Genomic DNA, 22,789 nt, shown 5'->3' with positions numbered 1-22,789 from the left:
AAAAAAGTAAATATTGTTATTCCGTCACTATACTTGGGAAGGAGTATAACATGAGTCATGTTAAAGTTATGATGGTAAAACATGACAAAAGAGAAATTGAACAGCTAAAGCACGTATTTGAGGATATGCCTGATTATGAGTACATTGGATGTTGTGAGAAGGGTGACGAAGCTGTTAAGAAAATTGCAGAAGATAAGCCAGACATAGTGATCGCGGACGAGGTTATACCCGGTACGGATATCACGGATATGGTCGAGGGCGTATCTGGAAATAAGAACCTGAGAAATGTCAAATTTGTGCTCTGTTCATCGAAGCAGCACAGAAATTATCTGGACTTTGTATTTTCGACGATAGGTGACAAGGCAGTGGTGAGACTGCTTGAACAGCCATACGATGAGAAGAAGGTCAGAGGTGTGCTTGATGATGCATGTAAAGGTCGCGGAAGCAATACGACTCAGCTTCTGAAGATGGATGAAAATGAGCAGAAGACGGACGAGCTGGAGGCGGTGGTGACCAGGATAATCCACGAGATAGGCGTTCCGGCGCACATCAAAGGCTACCAGTATCTCCGAAGTGCGATAGTCATAGCAGTTGGGGATATGGACATTTTGAATTCCATAACAAAGCAGCTTTATCCGACGATCGCCCAGATGTACGGCACAACTGCATCAAGGGTAGAGAGAGCCATAAGACATGCCATAGAGGTGGCCTGGAGCAGAGGAAAGATAGAGACTATCAACGAACTGTTTGGTTACACCATAAGTGCGGGCAAAGGAAAGCCTACGAACTCAGAATTTGTCGCCCTCATTGCCGACAAGATAAGACTGGAAGCGAAGATGAGAAATGCAGGGTAATTTGTAGTAAAATGTTGTCATAATATGTGATATTAAAAATGATATTAAAAGCACTTGACAAATTATATCATATTTAATATTATTATAAAGTAGTTGGGATAAGCGCTTAATCCTGTAAATTTATACATAACAAGGGAGATACTATGGGAAACAAAGGGATCGAAATTGTAATTGCTGATGGCGACAGCACACAGATAGCAAAACAGATCGCCACATATGCATCAAAGGACGAGATGAGAGTAGTTGATATGGTCAGCACCGGGGATGAAGCGGTGGAATCAATAAAGCTTTACAAGCCGGATATAGTGATACTGGACATTTGCCTTTCGGGAATGGATGGCTTGGGAGTGATGGAGCATATGAGTGAACTGCCTGAATATCAGAATACGATATTTGTGGTACTCACATCGGTGTCATCACAGAGACTTATAAGATGTGCATTTGAGATGGGTGCGACATATTATATCCTGAAGCCATACAATCCGGTGCAGCTTGTGACAAGACTCAGACAGATGTATATGAAGAAGAAGGAGCTTGAGTCAGGGCTGAACGACAAGCTTACATGTCTCACAGAGAAGAGTATGGCACACAAGATAGAGAATACTATAGAGAGCGATGTGACGGATATCATCAGGGATATAGGTATTCCTGCAAATATAAAGGGCTACCAGTACATCCGTGAGGGCATCATCATGGCGGTCAACGATGTGAACATGCTGAACTACATAACAAAGCTTCTCTATCCGACGATAGCGAAGAAATATAAGACCACATCCTCCAGCGTAGAGAGAGCCATAAGACATGCCATAGAGGTGGCGTGGAACAGAGGTCAGATAGACACCATCAACGATTTGTTTGGATATACAGTGAATGCGGGAAAAGGCAAACCGACAAATTCCGAGTTTATCGCACTCATAGCGGACAAGCTCAGAATAGAGTATAAGAAAAGGGCATAACAGGCTCACAGAGTAGGCAACATACCTTGAAGAACTGACAGTTATCATGTATAATAACTTAGGTACAAGAAGCAGGATACGGCAAGTACCCTGCTTTTCTTTATGTACCGGGATAATTTGCAAAATTACTAACGAATAAATAATACAAGGTGGACAAAATATGATAGAAACTGTAGTATCAGCTAACATGCTGATCGGGGAAGTCATGAGGGTGAAGAAGAACCATCTGGCTCCGGATTTCCCAACTGGAAATGAAAAGAGGCTGTGTATTGTGTCCGGTATACATGGGGATGAGGTTGCCGGACAGTACATATGTTATGAACTGATCAGAAGGATCAAGAAGGATTTTGACAAGCTTACTGGAATCGTGGATGTATATCCATTTATCAATCCTATGGGACTTGAGGCTCAGTACAGGGATGTGCCTGTATTTGACATAGACATGAACACCCTGTTTCCGGGATCAAAGGACGGAACTGTGGGAGAGTATACAGCGGCAAAGGTCATGAAGGACATAGAGGGGGCGGACATTTGTGTTGATGTCCATTCCAGCAGTGTGTACATCAAGGAGATCCCACAGGTCAGGGTTAATTCTGACGTGGCATCGGATCTTGCTCCGTATGTTGCGTGCATGAATGTGGATGTTGTATGGATACATCCGTCGTCTACGGTCATGGAGGGAAGTCTTGCACATGCCCTCAACGAGATCGGAGTCAAGAGTATGGTAGTGGAGTCCGGAGTTGCCCTCAAGATAGATTACGATTACTCGAACCAGATAGTGGACGGACTGTTCTCTCTTATGAAGAAGATGGGAATATGGCAAGGCGAAGTCGAGACTGCACATAAGCCTAAATTTGCAAAAGACAAGGATGTTGTATTTGTAAATGCTGAGAGCAGCGGAATCTTCCTTCCTGTGGCAAAGCACTCAGAATATATACAGCAGGGAGAGATCATAGGAAGAATTGTAAATGTGCTCACGGGCTCGGTGGAGGAGACCATCAGGTCGCCGAGAAGCGGCATTGTGTTCTCACTGAGAGAATATCCGGTTATAGAAGAGGGGTCACTTGTGGCCAGAATTTTCGGAGGTGGCCATGAATAAAGAGATCATATATTCCATGAATACAGCCTACAGAGGAGAGTACGAGATACAGGGATTTTCCTATGGCAGCGGAGACAAGGCTGCATGCATAGTTGGTGCTATGAGAGGAAATGAATTTCAGCAGCTCTACATAAGCTCACTTCTGGCAAAGAAGCTTGGGGAGCTGGAGGCGAGGAGCGCCATAGTGTCGGGCAAGAAGATACTTCTGATACCATCAATCAATTACAGCTCGTTCAATGTGGGCAAGAAATACTGGATAACAGACAATTCAGATATAAACAGATCATTCCCAGGCAATCCTGAAGGTCAGGCGACAAGCCGTATTGCAGCGGCGGTGATGGAGAAGGTCACCGGCTACGCATACGGAATACAGTTTGCGAGCTTCTATATGGATGGTGAGTTTATCCCGCACGTCAGGATGATAGAGACAGGCAAGCAGAGCAACAGCCTTGCCAGCCAGTTCGGTATGCCGTATGTATTGACAGCGGAGCCTAGATCATATGATAAGGCAACGCTCAACTACAACTGGCAGATGCGCGGCACGGAGGCTTTCTCGGTATATTCGGGAGTTACCGACACCATCAATGGTGAGAGTGCCAATCAGGCGGTGTCCTCAGTGCTCAGATTCCTGACACGTATGGGCGTTATAAGATACAACTGCCATGCGGGATACATTTCCACCATCATGGACGAGGAGGATCTGCTCAGCATAAGGTCCGAGCATGCCGCCGGCTTCTTCAAGAAGCTTGTCCAGCCGGGAGACGAGGTTGTACGAGGCGACATAATTGCAAATATCATCAATCCGATGACGGGCGAGAATACGACGGACATATACGCACCGACGGACGGAATCATATTCTACTGTCAGAATTCACCTATGATATACCAGAATTCGGTGATATTTAAGATGATACGAAGACTGCATAACTAGCATGGAAAGTTATGACATATTTGGTGAAAATGCAGGGTTAAGATACAATTTTATGCTTAAATAAGCTGAAAATCGGCAAAAAGATAAAAACTACTACAAAAAAAACAAGATAAATGCTATTATTAAAGAATTAAAATAACAAAAACGCTTTTACTATGGAGGTATGACATGAGTAAGGTCAAGAGAGTGTATGTTGAGAAAAAGCCTGACTATGCGGTCAAGGCGAAGGAACTTCACGAAGAGATTAAGAACTATCTGGGTATCAAGGCTGAGTATGTGAGAGTGCTTGTCAGATATGATATTGAGAACATATCAGATGAGACATATGCAAAGGCTCTTGAGACAGTATTTGCTGAGCCGCCTGTAGATGTGATCTATGAGGGTGAGCCTGAGCTTGCTGCCACAGATAAGGTGTTCTCAGTAGAGGCACTTCCAGGTCAGTTCGATCAGAGAGCCGATTCAGCAGAGCAGTGTGTAAAGCTTCTTGCAGAGGATGAGGAGCCTGTTATCAAGACTGCCACAACATATGTACTTTCGGGCGACGTGACAGACGAGCAGATGAAGGCTGTCATGGACTACTGTGTAAACCCTGTTGATTCAAGAATATGCGGTATGGAGATTCCTGAGACTCTGGTTACAGAGTTCCCTGAGCCAGCCGATGTTCATATATTTGACGGATTCAAGGACATGGCAGAGGCAGATCTTAAGGAGCTCTATGACTCACTTGGACTTGCCATGACATTCAAGGATTTCCTTCACATCCAGAACTATTTCAAGAGTGAGGAGAAGAGAGATCCATCCATGACCGAGATCAGAGTTCTCGATACATACTGGTCAGACCACTGCCGTCATACAACATTCTCAACAGAGCTCACAGATGTAGAGTTCGACGATGGAGATTACAAGGATCTTCTTGAGAAGACATTTGACGCATACAGAGCAGAGATGAAGGAGATGTACAAGGACAGAGATGACAAGTTTGTATGTCTCATGGATATAGCCCTTATGGGTATGAAACAGCTCAAGGCAGCAGGCAAGCTCGATGATATGGAAGTGTCAGACGAGATCAATGCTTGTTCTATAGTTGTTCCTGTAGTTGTGGACGGAGTAGAGGAAGAGTGGCTCGTATTCTTCAAGAACGAGACACACAACCATCCTACAGAGATCGAGCCATTCGGTGGTGCTGCTACATGTCTTGGCGGTGCTATCAGAGATCCGCTCTCAGGAAGAGGTTACGTATACCAGGCTATGAGAGTTACCGGTGCGGCTGATCCTACAAAGTCTCTCAAGGACACAATGGAGGGCAAGCTTCCACAGCGTAAGATCGTGACAACAGCAGCCCATGGTTACAGCTCATATGGTAACCAGATCGGTCTTGCAACAGGCCTTGTAAATGAGATATATCATCCAGATTATGTTGCAAAGAGAATGGAGATCGGAGCAGTTATGGGTGCAGCTCCAAGACGTGCTGTAAAGCGTCTCACATCTGATCCGGGAGATGTAATCATCCTGCTCGGCGGACGTACAGGCCGTGATGGCTGTGGTGGAGCAACAGGTTCATCCAAGGCTCACACATCACACTCACTCGAGACATGTGGTGCTGAGGTTCAGAAGGGTAACCCACCTACAGAGAGAAAGATCCAGAGACTCTTCAGAAGAGAAGAGGTTTCATCTATTATAAAGAAGTGTAACGATTTTGGTGCCGGCGGTGTGTCAGTTGCCATCGGAGAGCTGGCAGACGGACTTGTGGTAGATCTTGACAAGGTGCCAAAGAAGTACGCAGGTCTTGACGGTACAGAGCTTGCAATATCAGAGTCCCAGGAGCGTATGGCTATAGTTGTCGATCCTAAGGATGTTGACACTATGCTCGGATACGCTGAGGAGGAGAACCTCGAGGCTGTAGTAGTTGCAAAGGTTACAGAGGAGCCTAGACTTATCCTTAAGTGGAGAGGCAAGGACATCGTGAATATCTCACGTGCATTCCTCAACACAAATGGTGCTCATCAGGAGACACAGGTCAAGGTTGAAGTTCCAAGCAAGGCAGACAATTACTTTGATTCAGTTAAGGAGCCTGAGGATGTCAAGAAGGCATGGCTCGATACACTGTCAGATCTGAATGTGTGCTCACAGAAAGGACTTGTGGAGATGTTCGACAGCTCTATCGGAGCAGGAACAGTCACAATGCCTTACGGTGGTAAGTATCAGCTCACACCTACACAGACAATGATCGCAAAGCTGCCTGTACTCAAGGGTAAGACAGACACTATTACCATGATGAGCTACGGATTTGACCCATATCTGTCAAGCTGGAGCCCATATCATGGTTCAGTATATGCGGTTGTTACATCAGCAGCCAAGATAGCTGCAGCAGGTGGAGATGTAAGCAAGATCAGACTTACATTCCAGGAATATTTCAAGAGACTTGGAACAGACCCATACAGATGGGGACAGCCACTGGCAGCACTCCTCGGAGCATATGATGTTCAGATAGGACTTGGACTTCCGTCTATCGGTGGAAAGGACAGTATGTCAGGTACATTCAATGATATAGATGTACCTCCAACACTTGTATCATTTGCAGTCGATGTGGCAAGCTACATGGACGTTGTTACACCTGAGCTCAAGAAGGCAGGCAATGTTCTTGTGGAGATGGATATAGAGAAGGACGAGAACGACATACCTGTATATGAGAATGTTCTGTACATGTATGACCTCCTGAACAAGAAGATCAAGGAGGGCAAGATCCAGTCTGCATATGCAGTTGGATTTGGCGGTATAATAGAGGCTGTCAGCAAGATGGCATTTGGAAATAAGCTCGGTGTTGAGCTTGAGGATACAGTCAGCAAGAAGGATCTTGTTGCCAAGAACTATGGCGCTATCATTCTTGAGGTTAAGGCAGCAGATCTTGATCAGCTCGGAATTCCTGTCAAGAAGATAGGTAAGGTTATAAAGGAGCCTGTATTTACATACAAGGATGTCACGATCACTATGGACGAGGCTCTTGCAGCATGGACAAAGACTCTTGAGAAGGTATTCCCAACAGAGTCAAATGTTCCACAGACAGAGATCAAGACTGGACTCTTCGACGCCAAGACAGTTTACACATCAAGGAACAAGGTTGCAAAGCCAAAGGTATTCATACCTGTATTCCCTGGTACAAACTGTGAGTACGACTCAGCAAAGGCATTTGAGAGAGCTGGTGCAGACGTACAGACGATAGTATTCAGAAATATGACAGCACAGGGAATCAGAGATTCTGTTGACGCATTTGTGGGGGCAATCGGCGATTCACAGATCATCATGTTCCCAGGCGGATTCTCAGCCGGTGATGAGCCAGACGGATCAGGTAAGTTCATAGCAACTGCATTCCGTAATGCGAAGATCTCAGAGGAAGTTATGAAGCTCCTGAACGAGAGGGACGGACTTGCACTTGGTATCTGTAACGGATTCCAGGCACTCATCAAGCTCGGTCTTGTGCCTTACGGCGAGATCAGACCACAGACAGATGATTCACCTACACTGACAATGAACAGCATCGGACGTCATCAGTCCAAGATGGTATACACCAAGGTTGTAACAAACAAGAGTCCATGGCTGAAGAAGGCAGAGCTCGGCGGAGTATACACAATTCCTATCTCACACGGTGAGGGACGTTTCGTTGCAAGCAAGGAGTGGTGCGAGAAGCTCTTCGCAAATGGACAGGTTGCAACACAGTATGTCGACATGAACGGCAACCCAACCATGGACGAGTACTACAACGTCAACGGTTCATACTATGCGATCGAGGGTATCACAAGCCCAGACGGACGTGTTCTTGGTAAGATGGGTCACTCAGAGCGTATCGGACAGGCTGTAGCTGTAAACGTATACGGCGACCAGAACCAGAAGATATTCGAGAGTGGTGTGGAGTATTTTAAGTAAGATGAAATCATGTCACACGGATTATATACGGTGATATACCAATAAAAATAGCACAGATGTGCAGGAGTCATAAACAGTTTTAGATGACTGAGAATACGGGGACAGGTGAGAGTAGATTCCATACCTGTCCCCGTTTGTCTTTATATTTATGCGTACTGACTGCCGGGGATGATGTGGCAGAGCTTTGACGACCGGGAGGAGATTCTGCGTGAGAGAAAAAAAGAAAAACAGAATAGAGATTCTGGGAATTGCACTGCTGGTGCTTCTGATAAGTGGTGTATGTATGATCCCTTGTTTTAAGACAGGCCTGCCATACGGTGATGACCAGCAGGTTCATATGCTCAGGGTGGAGAGTATCCTCAAAGCGCTAAAGTCAGGGCAGGGATACCCTGTATATATATATCAGACTATGTTGGAAGGGTATGGCTACGGTATGGGAATATTTTACCCTGATTTGTTCTTGCTGCCAGCCGTTCTCTTCAGACTTCTGGGGGCATCACCGGAGATTGCAATGAAGATATATATATATGTACTGATGATATGTACGGGACTTACTGCGTATTATACAGGGCGGAGCATTGGCAGAAGCCGTTGCGCGGGTGTTGTCACTATGGTGCTTTACACAATGGGACATTATCATCTTGAGGATGTATATACCAGATTTGCACTTGGCGAAATTGCTGCCATGGTATTTATTCCACTGGCGTTTCTTGCTCTTTACGACCTGACTGAGATGGGACACAGTAGAAAAGGCCTTTTATGTGTATCATATTCGTGTCTTATGCTTTCACACACGATAAGCTTTGTATTATGTGTAGTAATGGGAATAATCTGGGTGTGTGCGAGATGGAAAAGAATTGCGGCTTGCAGAAGACTTATTGGGGCTGTGTGTATGGAAGCTCTTGCGTGTGCAGTACTTACATGTTATTATTGGCTTCCTGTACTTGAACAATTTGCAGATGGAAGGTTCTATGTAAGCAATGAACCGGCATTTTACACATATGAGGAGACTCAGACACTGCTCGCGATAGTGAGTGGAAAGTATTCGGTTGCATTCATTGAGATTGGAATACTGGCACTTATGGTATTTGTCAGTATATATAAAAAAGTATATAATAAAAAGGCTTTGATGTGCCTTGTGACAGCGGCGGTGCTTCTTGTATGCGAGACAAAGATTTTTCCATGGAAACTTATCGACAGAACTCCATTTGTCAGTATACAGTTTCCGTGGAGACTGAATATGTTCACAGAATTCTTTGTGGCACTTGGTCTTGCACTTCAGTCAGTGGATATAATAAAGCTGTTGCCATCATACAGAAGAAATGCGTGTTTATGTGCGGCTGGAAGCATACTTATCGGTATTTTTAGCCTGAATATGGTATGGAATATAGAGCTTGGCGGCTATGTGAACTATCCTGAAGGGTATGCGGATAATACAGGAAGTACAGACAGCATAGGGTTCTGGGAGTGGCTTCCTGCGGAAGGGGATCTTGCAACATCTGTTGGATCAGAAAACAGCGGGATGGTGAAGTGCGAAGATACTTACATACGGGGACGCTATGGATCAGACGGAAGCTATGAGTTTGATGCGGGTAAAACTGCGGGGGAGTGCATAGTTCCAAAGTATTATTATAAGGGATATGAAGCAATAATGGCTGATGGACGGAAACTGACGGTAAGCAAATGTCTAAATGATGGATTGGTAGAAATATCAGTTTCGCCAGAGGCAGGTAAAGTTGTTGTAAAATATAAGGGGACAAAGATTCAGCATTGGTCATGGAGAATAAGTATTTCAGCGGTCTTGCTTATGTTATTGATACTTATAATGCAACATGCTGTCGAAAAAGGAAAAATACAAAGTTATATGGAGTGATGGAGTAATTATGGAAAAAAAGAAAATCAGGTCAAGAAAAATTGTTAAGTATGGAATGGCATTTCTGATTCCTATCATATGTATAGTGATACATATGATGATGACGGACTGTTATCCATTTGGAAAGAATACTATACTGCTTGGAGATTCTAATACCCAGTATTATGCGTTTTTTGTGGAATTATCAGGCAGGATAAGACAGGGAAAATCAATTTTTTTCAGTTGGGACATGGGACTAGGATATGATTTCTATACTAATTTCTTTTATTATCTGGCAAGTCCTGTCAATCTAATAGCAGTTTTGTTCGGCGGTTCACATATGGAGCTGGGAATGATTGTCAGTATGTGTATTCAGGTTGGACTTTGCGGAGTTACTATGACCTATTTCTTATCGCATACCAGCAGAAATAAAATGCAGCACGGATGGCTGAATGACATACTCTGTGTTGTGATGGGAATGGCTTATTCCATGTGCGATTATATGCTTGCATATCAGTATAATCTCATTTGGCTTATATGCCTTCTTCTCGTGCCTGTTATGATGCTTGGCGTTGAGAGACTTATTGAGGGCGGTGATGTGAGACTTTATTTTGTGATGCTTTTCATGTCATTTGTATTCAACTTCTATTTTTCGTGGTTTGTGGCTATGATAGCTGTGATATGGTTTATCGATGTGAAAAAGGATAGCTGGAAAATGTTTTGGAAGCGTGGAGTGAAGTTTGCACTCACATCTATAACGGCTGCACTCAGTGCATGTGTTGTACTTGTGCCGTGTTTCCTTGCGATAGTTGGAAGAGAAGGTGCAAGTTCACTCACAGAAGATATACCATTTAGCAAGTTTGGTAATTTTGCAAATTTGTTCCAGAGCTTTTTCTGGGGACATGATATAGATATAGCTGGAAGAACTCTGTATGCAAGGAATATGTATATGGGACTGTCTCTGCTTTTCCTTGCGGTTGTATATGTGTTTAACAGGAATATACAGCTTCGGGCAAGAGTTAAGAGACTGGTGGAGATAGCGCTGCTTGTTGCCTGTCTGAATCTGACAGGGGCACTGTATGTTCTTCATGGGTTCACATATCCACATCTATATTCTTACAGATATGCTTTTATTCTTGTCATACTTCTTATTGTTTCAGCTTTTGAGTGTGCTGTGAACTGGACGAAGCCGGGGGTTCGGGAGGTGATACTGACCGGAGTTGTATTTTTGGCTTTCTTTGGGGGCGTTTTTCTGGAAAATAATGAGGTGCAGAATGTAGTCTGCTATACGGTTACGATCCTGCTTATTATATATTTGTTTATGGTATTTGTATTACAGGCCAGAAACAGCATAAAGATAAATTCTCTGATTGTGAATTTTATAGTGATACTTTTTGCGGAGCTGATATCCAATGCCGTATATGTGAATACGGATGCATATACTACGGGCAAGGAGCATCTAGGCGGAACTGACGGATGGAGAGCCATATATAATGAAAAGGACAACAGTGATCTTAATAGAAAGACATCCTGGATTTTGTCACAAAATAATACAGTCTATTCAGACACTAATATATTCTCTTCAATCATAAATACAAAAGTGACATGGCTTTTTGATGCGCTTGGAATGGTATATCAGGATCACGGCGCTACATATGCATACAGAAATACTACACCGGTAACTGCGCTTATGTTCAATGTAAGAAATGTATTATCGGATGCAGATGCATATTATGGTGGGTATACAAAGGAGCAAAGATATAATTTGAAGAACGATGTGTATGATATAGACGATGAGATTGCATGGTATACAACAGACTATGCTGTGGGAGCGGGCTTTTCTACAGATGGCAGCATAAAAGATTGGAATGTGTCAGATGTAGTTCCGTTTGAGGTGCAGAATGAATTCGTGAAAGATGTGTCGGGAGTTGAAGGAGTGTTCACCCGTGTTTCACCGGATGAACTGACTGATTTTGATGTGAAATACAGAGGAAGCGCTCCGGATAGACAGATCTTGCCGGATGGAGTAACTTTGGAGAGAAAGACTGATAAAAATGCTTATACATACATGAATGTGTCACTTGATGAAGATTACCATGCCTCACAGATTTATACGTTTACAGCTCCGAGGGATATGCATCTGTATGTGAGCCTTGAGGATGCAAATAAGCTGTGTAATATTGTAACTGTAGATGGAAACGTGATAGCAGATATAAACGAGTATGACGCTTATCCTTCGCCAAAAGATGTACTTGATCTCGGTGAGCTGAAGAGTGGGCAGAAGGTCGAGATACAGGCAGTCAATCTGTCCACAGTCCTAAAAAAGGGAGTAACGTGTATAGATTTCTATGAATATCATGATGACAGGATGCAGGAATGCAAGGAATCAATTAAGGATAGGACGCTTTCACTTGACACAGTGACATCTACATATGTAAAGGGTACGGTGACAGCAAATGAGGATGGTATATTGTATACATCAATTCCTTATTACAGAGGCTTTACAGCGTATGTTGATGGAAAGAAGACTGATATAACAACACTGGCAAATGGTGCACTTGTGGGTCTGGAGCTGACTGCTGGAACACATACAATAGAATTCAGGTATGTAACATATGGATTCAAGCTTGGCCTTATATTATCTGCAGCAGGATGGCTCATAGCTGTCTTATACATGGTGAATCTTAGACGCAGCAGGAAAAAGAAGGTACAGGCTGCATAGAACAGATAGCGCAATAAATTAAGTGGGGATTGATATGGGTATAAAGCAAGGAGAAGTAAACAAACATAAAAAGAGCGGGATTATGTATGCTGCTGTATTCTTAGTTACAGTTCTGGTATATACAGTAATTTTGCTCCTGCAGAAAGCATACCCGTTTGGAGATAAAAGTTTTCTGACGTATGATGCATATGTGCAGTATAAGAATATGTTTCATATGTTATTTGAATGGATTTCGGGAGGTAGCAAAGGAAGCTTTATCTGGTCGATGGGAATGGGAATCGATGCTGTACAGGAGTTACTGTATTACTGCCTGAGCCCGTTCAATATCATCGTTCTGATGTTGGGAGAGAGCAGGCTGGAACTTTCCATGGTATTGCTTATCATCATAAAATCCGCCTGCCTGCCGGTCACGGCGCTTTACTTTTTCAGACATACCAATAAGAAAAATACAGAGAATGGGTACAGCCAGACAGTTGCAACGTTCATAGAGCTGGCATGCAGTATGGCATATGGACTGTCCGGGTATGTCCTTGCATATGGACATAATATTATGTGGCTTGATGGGCTTATTCTGCTTCCGATAGTGGCACTTGGCATAGAGCATCTGTCAGATGGAAAAGGATGGATGTTATACACGCTGTCTTTGGCAGCGTCGATCATATGCAATTTCTATTTCTCATTCTATATATGTGTGTTTGCCGTGATATATTTCTTGCTGGAAAAACGGGAAAATGTCAAAGATTTCCTACGCAGAGGACTTTCGTTTGCCGGCTGCTCGGTGCTGTCTGCTCTGCTCGCAGGAGTGGTTCTGGTTCCTGCCGGACTGGTGGTCATGAGAGCGGCGTCTTCGGTGACTGATATGGGGCTTGAAGGAACACAGATGTGGGGACAGTTTGGAGCGTATATATCTTCATTCTATCCGCTGAAGGATCTGGAATGTGTATCTATGTTCAGCAATAACAGTTATTGTGGAAGTATTGTTATATTTGCTGCCTGCATTTTTATTCTGTCTGATGTGTGCGACTGGAAGACGAGGGTGAAATACTGTATAGCCATGGCCCTGTTAGTGCTTGCCCTGAACTATCTTCCGCTCAATTACGTGTTCCATGGCATGACGATCACACATGGACTTGGAAACAGGTTTGCATTTATATTAACGTTTATATTAATTGCTGCAGCATATCGAATTCTCATGAATCTTGGTAAGCTGAGACTGAGGTATATTGCTGTAAGTACTGTGGTGGCAGGCGTAATATTTGTGGCAAGTCTTATTGACAGCAGAGAGATGAGTACCCCGCTTGGCTATGTTATATTTATGCTTATGCTGGCATTTGCAGCCATTCTGTGCGTGCTTTGCAGAAGAGGAAGCATAAAGCCGGGAGTGGCTGTGTGCATTATCTGTGGCTGCTGGATAGCTGAGATTATGGGAAATGCATTATATGTAATGCCGGGCAAGACGGAGGACTGTCTTCTGACAGATGCTGTAAGACTAGATCAGTGGGAATCAGTATACAATTCCCTGGATACAGAAAATGGCACCAGAAAGAGCGCTATGGTTTATGAGAATTATGCGCCATATTCTCAGACAAACTGGTATTCATCCATGGCAAATGGAAATACGATCAGAGCGTTTTCCAGTATGGGACTTGCCCACTTTGACAATGTTGAATATATATATTCGGGAACTACACCGCTTACAGCGCTCATGTACAATGTCAGATATGTGCTGAGTCCGGAGAATGGTACTTACGCAGGATATAACCTTGTTGCTGAGAATGACGTATACAATCTGTATGAAGCAGAAACTCCTGAGATGATGGGATTTATGTTGGATGATGGTATCGTAGACTGGAAAGCAGACAGGACACCTCTTGAAAATCAGAATGATTTTATGAAGAGTGGCTGTGGTCTGTCGTCAGATGTATTTACAGAGATTGATATATCGGATTGGAGTACTTCTTATCTCAATCAGGACACACTTAAGGAATCAGTGGGTTATTGCATATACAGAACGTCAAATGCATTTGTGCCGATGACCCGGTATGAGTTTGATGCTGAATCTGATATGGATATGTATGTCTACAGTAAGGATAGCCGCGATCACTATGTGGAGATGATCGTGGACGGAGATCTCAGGGTATCGAATGGGTCATATGTTACAGAACAGCTGTCACATGTCGGCCTCGTAAAGAAAGGACAACATGTCAGGATAACTATAGGAGGTGCGACCAGCTCTAAAACAGGAAGTGTCGGAGAGCGATTTGTAAAGGTATACAATTACAATGCAGATGAATTTGAGAAAGCAGAAGAGAAGATACTTGATAGTCCGCTTGAGTGTACAGGATTTGTAAAAAATACTTTCTATGGAAGTGTGGATGTGAAAAATCCAGGTATCCTGTATATCGCATATCCATATAATGATGGGTTTAAGATATATGTGGATGGAGAGCCGGCAGAAAAAATTCGCCTTGGTAGAGGCAATATGGGTGTCCGGATATATGCGGGCAGTCACGATATAGAAATTGCATACAGAACACCTGGGCTTATGGCTGGCGCACTGGTTTCGCTGTTTGGAATATGCATCATGCTATTTATGCTGAGGTGGGACAGTAAACAGAAGCATGTAATCACACCCCTACCCACTCCATAAATTTCTTCATAGCCGTGCTCTGATTCTTCATTCCTGAGTAAGCGAAGCCGACACTCCTGCTCGGAATAGGAGTGTCAAGCGGAAGTTCGGTTATAACACCGGATGAGAGCTGTTCATGTGCGAATTCACGTACCACGCTGGCAACGCCCATGCCGATGGCGGCGAAGTCGATGAGGAGATCCATGTTGTTGATCTCAAGTACCTGGCTGCAGCTTATGCCCTGTGAGCGGAGATACTCGTCCACGTGGGTACGGGTTACATTTGCCTCCTCCAGAACCATGAGGTTGGAGCCTTCAAGGATGTTGACTGTTGATATATTGGACATACCTGAGTTGCTTGAGTTATGAATAGTGGTAGAAGCAGAGACGCCGGATGAATGTCCGTTATCTCTGCTTTTTTTATCCGCACCTTGATCTGTTGCATCGCCGTGTGTGGCAGAGGCTAAGCCTGAGTTTAGCAGCGGTATAATGTTACCCTTGATATTGCCTGAAAGCTCATCGGTAAAGCTGTATTGATCTCTACCATTTGCGCGCTCGTAGAAATTATCCAGATATTCAGGGCTTGCCACAAATACGTCATGTATCTCCTTGACAGGAGAGTAGACTATCCCCTTTGGAAGCTCTGTGTTGCAAATCAGGCCTATATCTATATCTTCGTTTCTGAGAAGCTTGATGGTGTTCACGGTTGAGTGGCAGTCTATGCTGAACTTGATGTTTGGATTCTCCCTGATGAAGTCCTTCAGGTAATCCAGAAGGATGTGCTTGCACAGCGATGTGCTGACTCCGATCCTTATATGGCCGATTCCAAGCTCCTTGTAATTTTTTAAGTTTTCTTCACCCATATTCAGAGAGTCAAATGCCCTCTCAACATATTCATAGAGAACCTGTCCCTCTTCGGTCAGGGTGACACCTTTTGAGCTTCTGGAAAAGAGTGCAGTGCCAAGCTCTGCTTCCAGCTTGGATATTGATTTGCTGATCGCGGGCTGACTGATGTAGAGCTGATTTGCAGCTTTGCTGATGTTGCCGGCTTTGGCAACTGTATGAAAAATAACGTAATTGTTCAGATTACTTATCATGATATTCCTCCAGGTTATAATAACTATTCTTTTTATATATTGTAATTATACCTAGATGAGTGATATTATCAAGAGTAAGAATTTGTATTTAGAAACAAATGATAGGAGGACTATAAATATGGGTATGACCATGACTCAGAAGATTTTAGCTGCTCATGCAGGACTGCCATCAGTTGAAGCAGGACAGCTTATCGAGGCAGATTTGGATTTAGTATTAGGAAATGACGTAACAACTCCGGTCGCAATTCACGAGATGGAGAAGTTCAACAAGAAGGAAGTATTTGACAAGAAGAAGATAGCACTTGTCATGGATCACTTCACACCTAACAAGGATATCAAGAGTGCAGAGCACTGTAAGTGTGTAAGACAGTTCTCAGCGGCAAATGAGATCGAGAACTATTTCGATGTCGGAGCAATGGGTATCGAGCATGCGCTCCTTCCGGAGAAAGGACTTATCGTGGCTGGTGAGACATGTATCGGAGCAGACTCACATACATGTACATACGGAGCACTCGGTGCATTCTCAACAGGTGTCGGAAGTACAGATATGGCAGCAGGAATGGTGACAGGCAAGGCCTGGTTCAAGGTTCCATCAGCCATCAAGTTCAACATCGTTGGAGAGAAGGCAAAGTGGATCAGTGGTAAGGACGTCATCCTTCACATCATCGGTATGATCGGTGTTGACGGTGCGCTTTATAAGTCTATGGAGTTTGTTGGAGAGGGAATCAAGAACCTCACAATGGACGATAGATTTACAATTGCGAACATGGCCATCGAGGCAGGTGCCAAGAATGGTATCTTCCCTGTCGATGAGCTTACAGAGGAGTACATGAAGGAGCACAGCACAAAGTCATATACAAAGTATGAGGCAGACGAGGACGCTGTATACGATGCAGAGTACACCATCGACCTGTCACAGCTTAAGCCGACAGTTGCTTTCCCTCATCTCCCAGAGAATACAAAGACTATCGATGAGGTCGGAGATATCAAGATCGATCAGGTAGTCATCGGTTCATGTACAAATGGACGTATATCAGATATGAGAATTGCGGCAGATATCATCAAGGGAAGAAAGGTTGCTGACGGTGTCAGAGTTATCGTCATCCCTGGAACACAGGATATCTACCTTCAGTGTATTGAGGAAGGCCTCATGACTATATTTGTCAAGGCCGGAGCAGTGGTTTCAACTCCTACATGCGGACCATGTCTTGGAGGACATATGGGCGTTATGGCAGCAGGAGAGAGAGCTGTATCAACAACCAATCGTAACTTCGTAGGACGTATGGGTCATGTAGACTCAGAGGTGTATCTTGCCAGTCCTGCTGTTGCAGCAGCTTCAGCTATCACAGGTAAGATCAGCAGTCCTGACGAACTTGGATTATAAAAGAGATAAAGGAGATAGACTATGAAAGCACATGGAACAGTACACAAATACGGTGACAACGTAGATACAGATGTAATCATCCCTGCAAGATACCTGAATTCATCAGACCCTGCAGAGCTCGCAAAGAGCTGTATGGAAGATATAGATAAGGATTTCGTAAAGCGCGTAAAGCCGGGCGATATCATGGTGGCAAGAAAGAACTTCGGCTGTGGATCTTCAAGAGAGCATGCACCTATAGCCATCAAGGCTTCAGGAATAAGCTGCGTAATCGCAGAGACATTTGCCAGAATCTTCTATAGGAATGCCATCAATATCGGACTTCCGATCATCGAGTGCCCTGAGGCAGCAGAGGCTATCCAGGCAGGCGATGACGTGGAGATCGATTTCGACAGCGGTATGATCTATGACAGAACCCAGGGAACAGAATTTAAGGGACAGGCATTCCCTCCATTCATGCAGGAGATCATCAAGAGTGAGGGACTCATCAACTATATCAATAATAAAAATAAATAGAGTATGAGCAGGTTTTGCCAGAGTGAAGATATATCATGAAAGGCAAAACAGGAAGGAGACAAAAATGCAGTGTAATTTAGCCGTAATAAAAGGTGACGGTATCGGCCCTGAGGTAGTCACAGAGGCTATGAAGGTTCTCGATACAGTAGGTAAAAAGTTTGGACACACATTTGACTATGAGCAGATACTCATGGGTGGATGTTCAATAGATGCAACAGGCGTACCGCTCACAGACGAGGCTGTGGCAGTTGCAAAGTCAAAGGATGCAGTTCTCCTCGGTTCTATCGGAGGAAATACATCCACATCACCATGGTATAAGCTCCCTCCAAATCTTCGCCCGGAGGCAGGACTTCTGAAGATCAGAAAAGAGCTTGGCCTCTTCGCAAACCTTCGTCCAGCCAATCTCTACGATGAGCTGAAGGAGGCATGTCCACTTAAGGCTGAGATCGCAGAGCGCGGATTTGACATGATGATGATGAGAGAGCTCACCGGTGGTCTCTACTTCGGCGAGAGACACACAGAGGAGGTTGACGGAGTTATGACAGCCGTTGATACCCTCACATACAATGAGAACGAGATCAGAAGAATAGCCATCAAGGCATTTGACATAGCTATGAAGAGAAGAAAGAAAGTCACATCCGTTGACAAGGCCAATGTCCTTGACTCATCAAGACTCTGGAGAAAGGTCGTTGAGGAAGTGGCAAAGGATTATCCAGAAGTTGAGCTTGAGCACATGCTCGTAGACAACTGCGCAATGCAGCTTGTGAAGGATCCTGCACAGTTCGATGTGGTTCTCACAGAGAACATGTTCGGAGACATCCTCTCAGACGAGGCATCCATGATCTCAGGTTCTATAGGAATGCTTTCATCTGCATCACTTAACGAGACAAAGTTCGGTATGTATGAGCCATCAGGCGGATCGGCACCTGACATAGCAGGCCAGAACAAGGCGAATCCGATAGCAACCATCCTGTCTGCGGCAATGATGCTCAGATACACATTTGACCTTGACAAAGAGGCAGATGCAGTTGAGAACGCTGTAAAGACGGTTCTCAAGGACGGATACAGAACAATAGATATCCACTCAGAGGGAACACAGCTCGTAAGCTGTTCCGAGATGGGTGATCTTATCTGCGAGAGAATATAGAAAGGACCATTATTGGAGGAGAATAAGATGAAGAGTGATAATGTTAGGGTTGGAATGCAGCAGGCACCACACAGATCTCTGTTCAACGCACTGGGCATGACAAAGGAAGAGATGGAGAGACCTTTAGTAGGTATTGTATGTTCATACAATGAGATAGTTCCAGGTCACATGAACCTGGACAAGATAGCACAGGCAGTAAAGATGGGAGTTGCCATGGCAGGTGGTACACCTGTTATGTTCCCGGCGATCGCTGTGTGTGATGGTATAGCAATGGGACACATCGGAATGAAGTATTCACTGGTTACAAGAGATCTGATCGCAGACTCAACAGAGGCTATGGCTATAGCACATCAGTTTGACGCGCTCGTCATGATCCCTAACTGTGACAAGAACGTTCCAGGACTTCTCATGGCAGCAGCCAGAGTAAATGTTCCAACAGTATTTGTATCTGGCGGCCCTATGCTTGCCGGACACGTAAAGGGAAATAAGACAAGTCTTTCAAGCATGTTCGAGGCTGTAGGTTCATACGCAGCCGGAACCATGACTGAGGAGGATGTATACGAGTATGAGTGCAAGACATGTCCTACATGCGGATCATGTTCAGGTATGTACACAGCAAACTCTATGAACTGTCTGACAGAGGCTCTTGGAATGGGACTTCCTGGAAATGGAACAATCCCTGCAGTATATTCAGAGAGACTTAAGCTTGCAAAGCATGCAGGAATGGCAGTTATGGATATGTACAGAAAGGGCATCAAGCCTAGAGACATCATCACAAAGGAGTCAATCATCAACGCTCTTACAGTTGATATGGCACTTGGATGTTCAACCAACTCTATGCTCCACCTTCCAGCCATCGCACATGAGATCGGTTTCGACTTTGATATCTCATTTGCAAATGAGATCAGCGCAAAGACACCTAACCTGTGTCACCTTGCTCCTGCAGGCCACACATACATGGAGGATCTCAATGAGGCCGGTGGTGTGTATGCGGTTATCAAGCAGCTTGCAGATGCAGGACTCATCAACAAGGACTGCATGACAGTTACAGGCAAGACAATAGGTGAGGCTGTTGCCAATAGTGTAAACAAGAATCCTGAGGTCATCAGACCTATGGACAATCCATATACAGTTACAGGTGGTCTGGCTGTACTCAAGGGTAACCTTGCACCAGACGGCTCTGTAGTAAAGCGTTCAGCAGTTGTGCCTGAGATGCTGGCTCACAAGGGCCCTGCAAGGGTATTTGACTGTGAGGAGGACGCAATCGCAGCTATCAAGGGCGGCAAGATCGTAGAGGGTGACGTGGTAGTCATCAGATACGAGGGACCAAAGGGAGGCCCTGGTATGAGAGAGATGCTCAACCCTACATCAGCCATCGCTGGTATGGGACTTGGCTCATCAGTTGCCCTTATCACAGACGGAAGATTCTCAGGAGCAAGCCGTGGAGCGTCCATCGGACATGTATCACCTGAAGCTGCTGTGGGCGGACCTATCGCTCTTGTTGAGGAAGGCGATATGATCGAGATCGATATCAACAACCTCAGCATCAAGCTCGATGTCTCAGACGAGGAGCTTGCAAAGAGAAAGGCTGCATGGAAGCCAAGACAGCCAAAGGTTACAACAGGCTATCTTGCAAGATACGCAGCTATGGTTACATCAGGCAACAGAGGTGCTGTTCTTGAGGTGCCAAAGAATTAATTGATCACAATTAAGGGAAAAGGAGAAAGTAAGATGTCAAAGATATCAGGTTCTGAAATTGTTATAGAGTGCCTTAAAGAACAGGGCGTTGACACCGTGTTCGGTTATCCGGGAGGAACTATCCTCAACGTATATGATGCCCTCTACAAGCACCAGGATGAGATCAACCATGTGCTCACATCACATGAGCAGGGGGCTGCCCATGCGGCAGATGGATATGCCAGAGCTACAGGCAAGGTCGGAGTATGTATGGCCACATCAGGTCCGGGTGCCACCAATCTTGTAACAGGTATAGCTACAGCATACATGGATTCCATTCCTGTTGTGGCAATAACAGCAAATGTAGGTGTAAATATGCTCGGTAAGGACAGCTTCCAGGAGGTAGACATTGCAGGTGTTGTTATGCCTATCACCAAGCACAGCTTTATCGTGAAGCACATAGATGATCTTGCACCGACCATCAGACGTGCGTTCAAGATCGCAAAGAGCGGCAGACCTGGCCCGGTGCTTGTGGATATAACAAAGGATGTAACCGCAGCGGAGACAGAGTATATACCAGAGACACCGGAGGTCATCGAGAGAAAGACAGACACCATCCGCGAGGAGGATGTGAACAAAGTCCTTGAGATGATCAAGGTTTCAAGAAGACCATTTATCATGGCAGGTGGCGGATGCATCATCTCTGACGCATCAGCAGAGCTTGCAGAATTTGCAGATAAGGTGGATGCACCAGTGTGCGATACACTTATGGGCAAGGGCGCATTTGACGGAAGAAGCGAGAGATATACAGGCATGATCGGTATGCACGGAACAAAGGTGTCCAACCTCGGTGTGTCAAGGGCAGATCTTGTGATCGTTGTTGGTGCCAGATTCTCAGACCGAGTTATCGGAAATGCATCCAAGTTCGCGCCAAATGCAAAGATCATACATATAGATATAGATGCAGCTGAGATAGACAAGAACATCCCTACAAATGCCAGCATAGTCGGCGACGCAAAGGAGGTCCTGAAGCTCCTCAACAGCAAGCTTGCCGCCCAGTCCAACAAGACATGGATGTCTGAGATCGAAGACCTCAAGAAGCAGAATCCTGACGTGTACAGCTTTGACACACTGAACGGACCTGCAGCTATCAAGAAAATCTACGAGCTTACAGAGGGTGATGCGATCATCACAACAGATGTCGGACAGCATCAGATGTGGGCAGCCCAGAACTATACATTCAAGGAGCCTAGGACATTCCTGTCATCAGGCGGACTTGGAACCATGGGTTACGGTGTTGGCGCAGCTATCGGAGCAAAGTACGGCAGACCTGATAAGACAGTCATCAACATAGCCGGTGACGGATGCTTCAGAATGAATCTGAACGAGATAGCAACAGCTGCGAGATACAACGTGCCTATCATCCAGGTAGTCCTGAACAACCACGTACTTGGAATGGTAAGACAGTGGCAGACACTGTTCTATGACCACAGATATTCCAACACCGTGCTTGACGATTCGGTAGATTTTGTCAAGGTAGCAGAGGGACTTGGTGCCATGGGAATCAGAGCCAACACCCTTGATGAGTTCGAGGCAGCAATGAAGACAGCCCTGACAGCAGGCAGACCTGTGGTAATAGATGTAACAATAGCGGGAGACGACAAGGTATGGCCAATGGTAGCTCCGGGAGCAGCCATCGACACCTGTTTCTCAGAGGACGATATGTAATATATACGCCGGCACAAGATGAAAAGACACCATATTTGTGTGCATACATACATAAATATGGTGCCTTTATATATAATCCCCACTTGCCGACAGGCGAAAAGAGTGCTATAGTACAGGGATATAAGCGACAAACAAGTTTATTCACTTGAAAATATAAGATTTTAAGACAAAAAACTTGACAATCGCAAGCGGGATACACCAAAAGAACAAATATAAGTCAGAATTTTCACATAAATGGGAACGAAGGACATTTTTGTTAAGTAAAATATCTCGCACACAT

At 44.7% G+C, this 22,789-nt stretch carries 14 protein-coding genes; 13 read left to right on the top strand and 1 reads right to left on the bottom strand.

Translation table 11 applies throughout. The features are described 5' to 3' along the window. Window positions 1-50 precede the first annotated feature (50 nt). From spo0A (DWW70_RS03415) to DWW70_RS03380, 8 genes are all read left to right on the top strand, one after another. A complete protein-coding gene (gene spo0A / locus DWW70_RS03415; protein ID WP_015533551.1) occupies window positions 51-854 on the top strand; it encodes a sporulation transcription factor Spo0A in 804 nt (267 codons plus the stop codon). A gap of 143 nt (window positions 855-997) precedes the next feature. Continuing rightward, window positions 998-1,810: a sporulation transcription factor Spo0A gene (gene spo0A / locus DWW70_RS03410; RefSeq protein ID WP_015533550.1), complete on the top strand. Its 813-nt coding sequence runs from the start codon at window positions 998-1,000 to the stop codon at window positions 1,808-1,810. A gap of 160 nt (window positions 1,811-1,970) precedes the next feature. Then, window positions 1,971-2,909, top strand: a complete 939-nt coding sequence (locus tag DWW70_RS03405) for a M14 family metallopeptidase (RefSeq protein WP_022216686.1) — start codon at window positions 1,971-1,973, stop codon at window positions 2,907-2,909. Next, window positions 2,902-3,840, top strand: a complete 939-nt coding sequence (locus DWW70_RS03400) for a M14 family metallopeptidase (protein WP_118649236.1) — start codon at window positions 2,902-2,904, stop codon at window positions 3,838-3,840. Before DWW70_RS03405 ends, DWW70_RS03400 begins: the two co-directional genes overlap by 8 nt. Window positions 3,841-4,008: 168 nt before the next feature. Further along, on the top strand, window positions 4,009-7,761 hold the full coding sequence (locus tag DWW70_RS03395) for a phosphoribosylformylglycinamidine synthase (protein WP_118649235.1): 3,753 nt from the start codon (window positions 4,009-4,011) through the stop codon (window positions 7,759-7,761). 208 nt (window positions 7,762-7,969) lie between these two features. After that, window positions 7,970-9,634: a DUF6541 family protein gene (locus DWW70_RS03390; protein ID WP_118649234.1), complete on the top strand. Its 1,665-nt coding sequence runs from the start codon at window positions 7,970-7,972 to the stop codon at window positions 9,632-9,634. Window positions 9,635-9,644: 10 nt separating this feature from the next. Next, window positions 9,645-12,335, top strand: coding sequence for a YfhO family protein (locus tag DWW70_RS03385; protein ID WP_158576506.1), 2,691 nt, complete (start codon window positions 9,645-9,647; stop codon window positions 12,333-12,335). Between the two features lie 34 nt (window positions 12,336-12,369). Next, window positions 12,370-14,985 (top strand): YfhO family protein, encoded by a 2,616-nt coding sequence (locus DWW70_RS03380; RefSeq protein ID WP_117548767.1) that lies wholly within the window; start codon window positions 12,370-12,372, stop codon window positions 14,983-14,985. Here the strand turns inward: DWW70_RS03380 and DWW70_RS03375 are convergent. Next, window positions 14,963-16,060 (bottom strand): LysR family transcriptional regulator, encoded by a 1,098-nt coding sequence (locus DWW70_RS03375; protein WP_118649232.1) that lies wholly within the window; start codon window positions 16,058-16,060, stop codon window positions 14,963-14,965. The genes DWW70_RS03380 and DWW70_RS03375 overlap by 23 nt on opposite strands. Before the next feature lie 118 nt (window positions 16,061-16,178). Between DWW70_RS03375 and leuC the strand changes: the two genes are divergently transcribed. The 5 genes from leuC to ilvB all read left to right on the top strand — a co-directional run bounded on the left by leuC (window position 16,179) and on the right by ilvB (window position 22,509). Further along, window positions 16,179-17,444 (top strand): 3-isopropylmalate dehydratase large subunit, encoded by a 1,266-nt coding sequence (gene leuC / locus DWW70_RS03370; RefSeq protein WP_022216079.1) that lies wholly within the window; start codon window positions 16,179-16,181, stop codon window positions 17,442-17,444. 21 nt (window positions 17,445-17,465) lie between these two features. Next, window positions 17,466-17,957, top strand: a complete 492-nt coding sequence (leuD, locus tag DWW70_RS03365) for a 3-isopropylmalate dehydratase small subunit (RefSeq protein ID WP_022216080.1) — start codon at window positions 17,466-17,468, stop codon at window positions 17,955-17,957. Between the two features lie 64 nt (window positions 17,958-18,021). Beyond that, window positions 18,022-19,104 carry a 3-isopropylmalate dehydrogenase gene (leuB, locus tag DWW70_RS03360; RefSeq protein ID WP_117874751.1) on the top strand — a complete coding sequence of 361 codons (1,083 nt, stop codon included), beginning with the start codon at window positions 18,022-18,024 and terminating at the stop codon, window positions 19,102-19,104. A 27-nt stretch (window positions 19,105-19,131) separates the two neighbouring features. Next, window positions 19,132-20,802: a dihydroxy-acid dehydratase gene (gene ilvD, locus DWW70_RS03355; RefSeq protein WP_015533540.1), complete on the top strand. Its 1,671-nt coding sequence runs from the start codon at window positions 19,132-19,134 to the stop codon at window positions 20,800-20,802. Between the two features lie 33 nt (window positions 20,803-20,835). Then, window positions 20,836-22,509, top strand: coding sequence for a biosynthetic-type acetolactate synthase large subunit (gene ilvB / locus DWW70_RS03350; RefSeq protein WP_022216081.1), 1,674 nt, complete (start codon window positions 20,836-20,838; stop codon window positions 22,507-22,509). Window positions 22,510-22,789 lie beyond the last annotated feature (280 nt).

The organism is Coprococcus sp. AF16-5 (assembly GCF_003479365.1).
GTDB lineage: Bacteria > Bacillota > Clostridia > Lachnospirales > Lachnospiraceae > Coprococcus > Coprococcus aceti.
Note: the sequence above shows the minus strand (reverse complement) of the source record. Positions and strands in the feature narration are given on the sequence as shown.

Bases quoted from the DNA above. Each gene is read 5' to 3' on its own strand.
- spo0A (WP_015533551.1), top strand. From the start codon at position 51: ATGAGTCATGTTAAAGTTATGATGGTAAAACATGACAAAAGAGAAATT.
- spo0A (WP_015533550.1), top strand. From the start codon at position 998: ATGGGAAACAAAGGGATCGAAATTGTAATTGCTGATGGCGACAGCACA.
- DWW70_RS03405 (WP_022216686.1), top strand. From the start codon at position 1,971: ATGATAGAAACTGTAGTATCAGCTAACATGCTGATCGGGGAAGTCATG.
- DWW70_RS03400 (WP_118649236.1), top strand. From the start codon at position 2,902: ATGAATAAAGAGATCATATATTCCATGAATACAGCCTACAGAGGAGAG.
- DWW70_RS03395 (WP_118649235.1), top strand. From the start codon at position 4,009: ATGAGTAAGGTCAAGAGAGTGTATGTTGAGAAAAAGCCTGACTATGCG.
- DWW70_RS03385 (WP_158576506.1), top strand. From the start codon at position 9,645: ATGGAAAAAAAGAAAATCAGGTCAAGAAAAATTGTTAAGTATGGAATG.
- DWW70_RS03380 (WP_117548767.1), top strand. From the start codon at position 12,370: ATGGGTATAAAGCAAGGAGAAGTAAACAAACATAAAAAGAGCGGGATT.
- DWW70_RS03375 (WP_118649232.1), bottom strand. From the start codon at position 16,060: ATGATAAGTAATCTGAACAATTACGTTATTTTTCATACAGTTGCCAAA.
- leuC (WP_022216079.1), top strand. From the start codon at position 16,179: ATGGGTATGACCATGACTCAGAAGATTTTAGCTGCTCATGCAGGACTG.
- leuD (WP_022216080.1), top strand. From the start codon at position 17,466: ATGAAAGCACATGGAACAGTACACAAATACGGTGACAACGTAGATACA.
- leuB (WP_117874751.1), top strand. From the start codon at position 18,022: ATGCAGTGTAATTTAGCCGTAATAAAAGGTGACGGTATCGGCCCTGAG.
- ilvD (WP_015533540.1), top strand. From the start codon at position 19,132: ATGAAGAGTGATAATGTTAGGGTTGGAATGCAGCAGGCACCACACAGA.
- ilvB (WP_022216081.1), top strand. From the start codon at position 20,836: ATGTCAAAGATATCAGGTTCTGAAATTGTTATAGAGTGCCTTAAAGAA.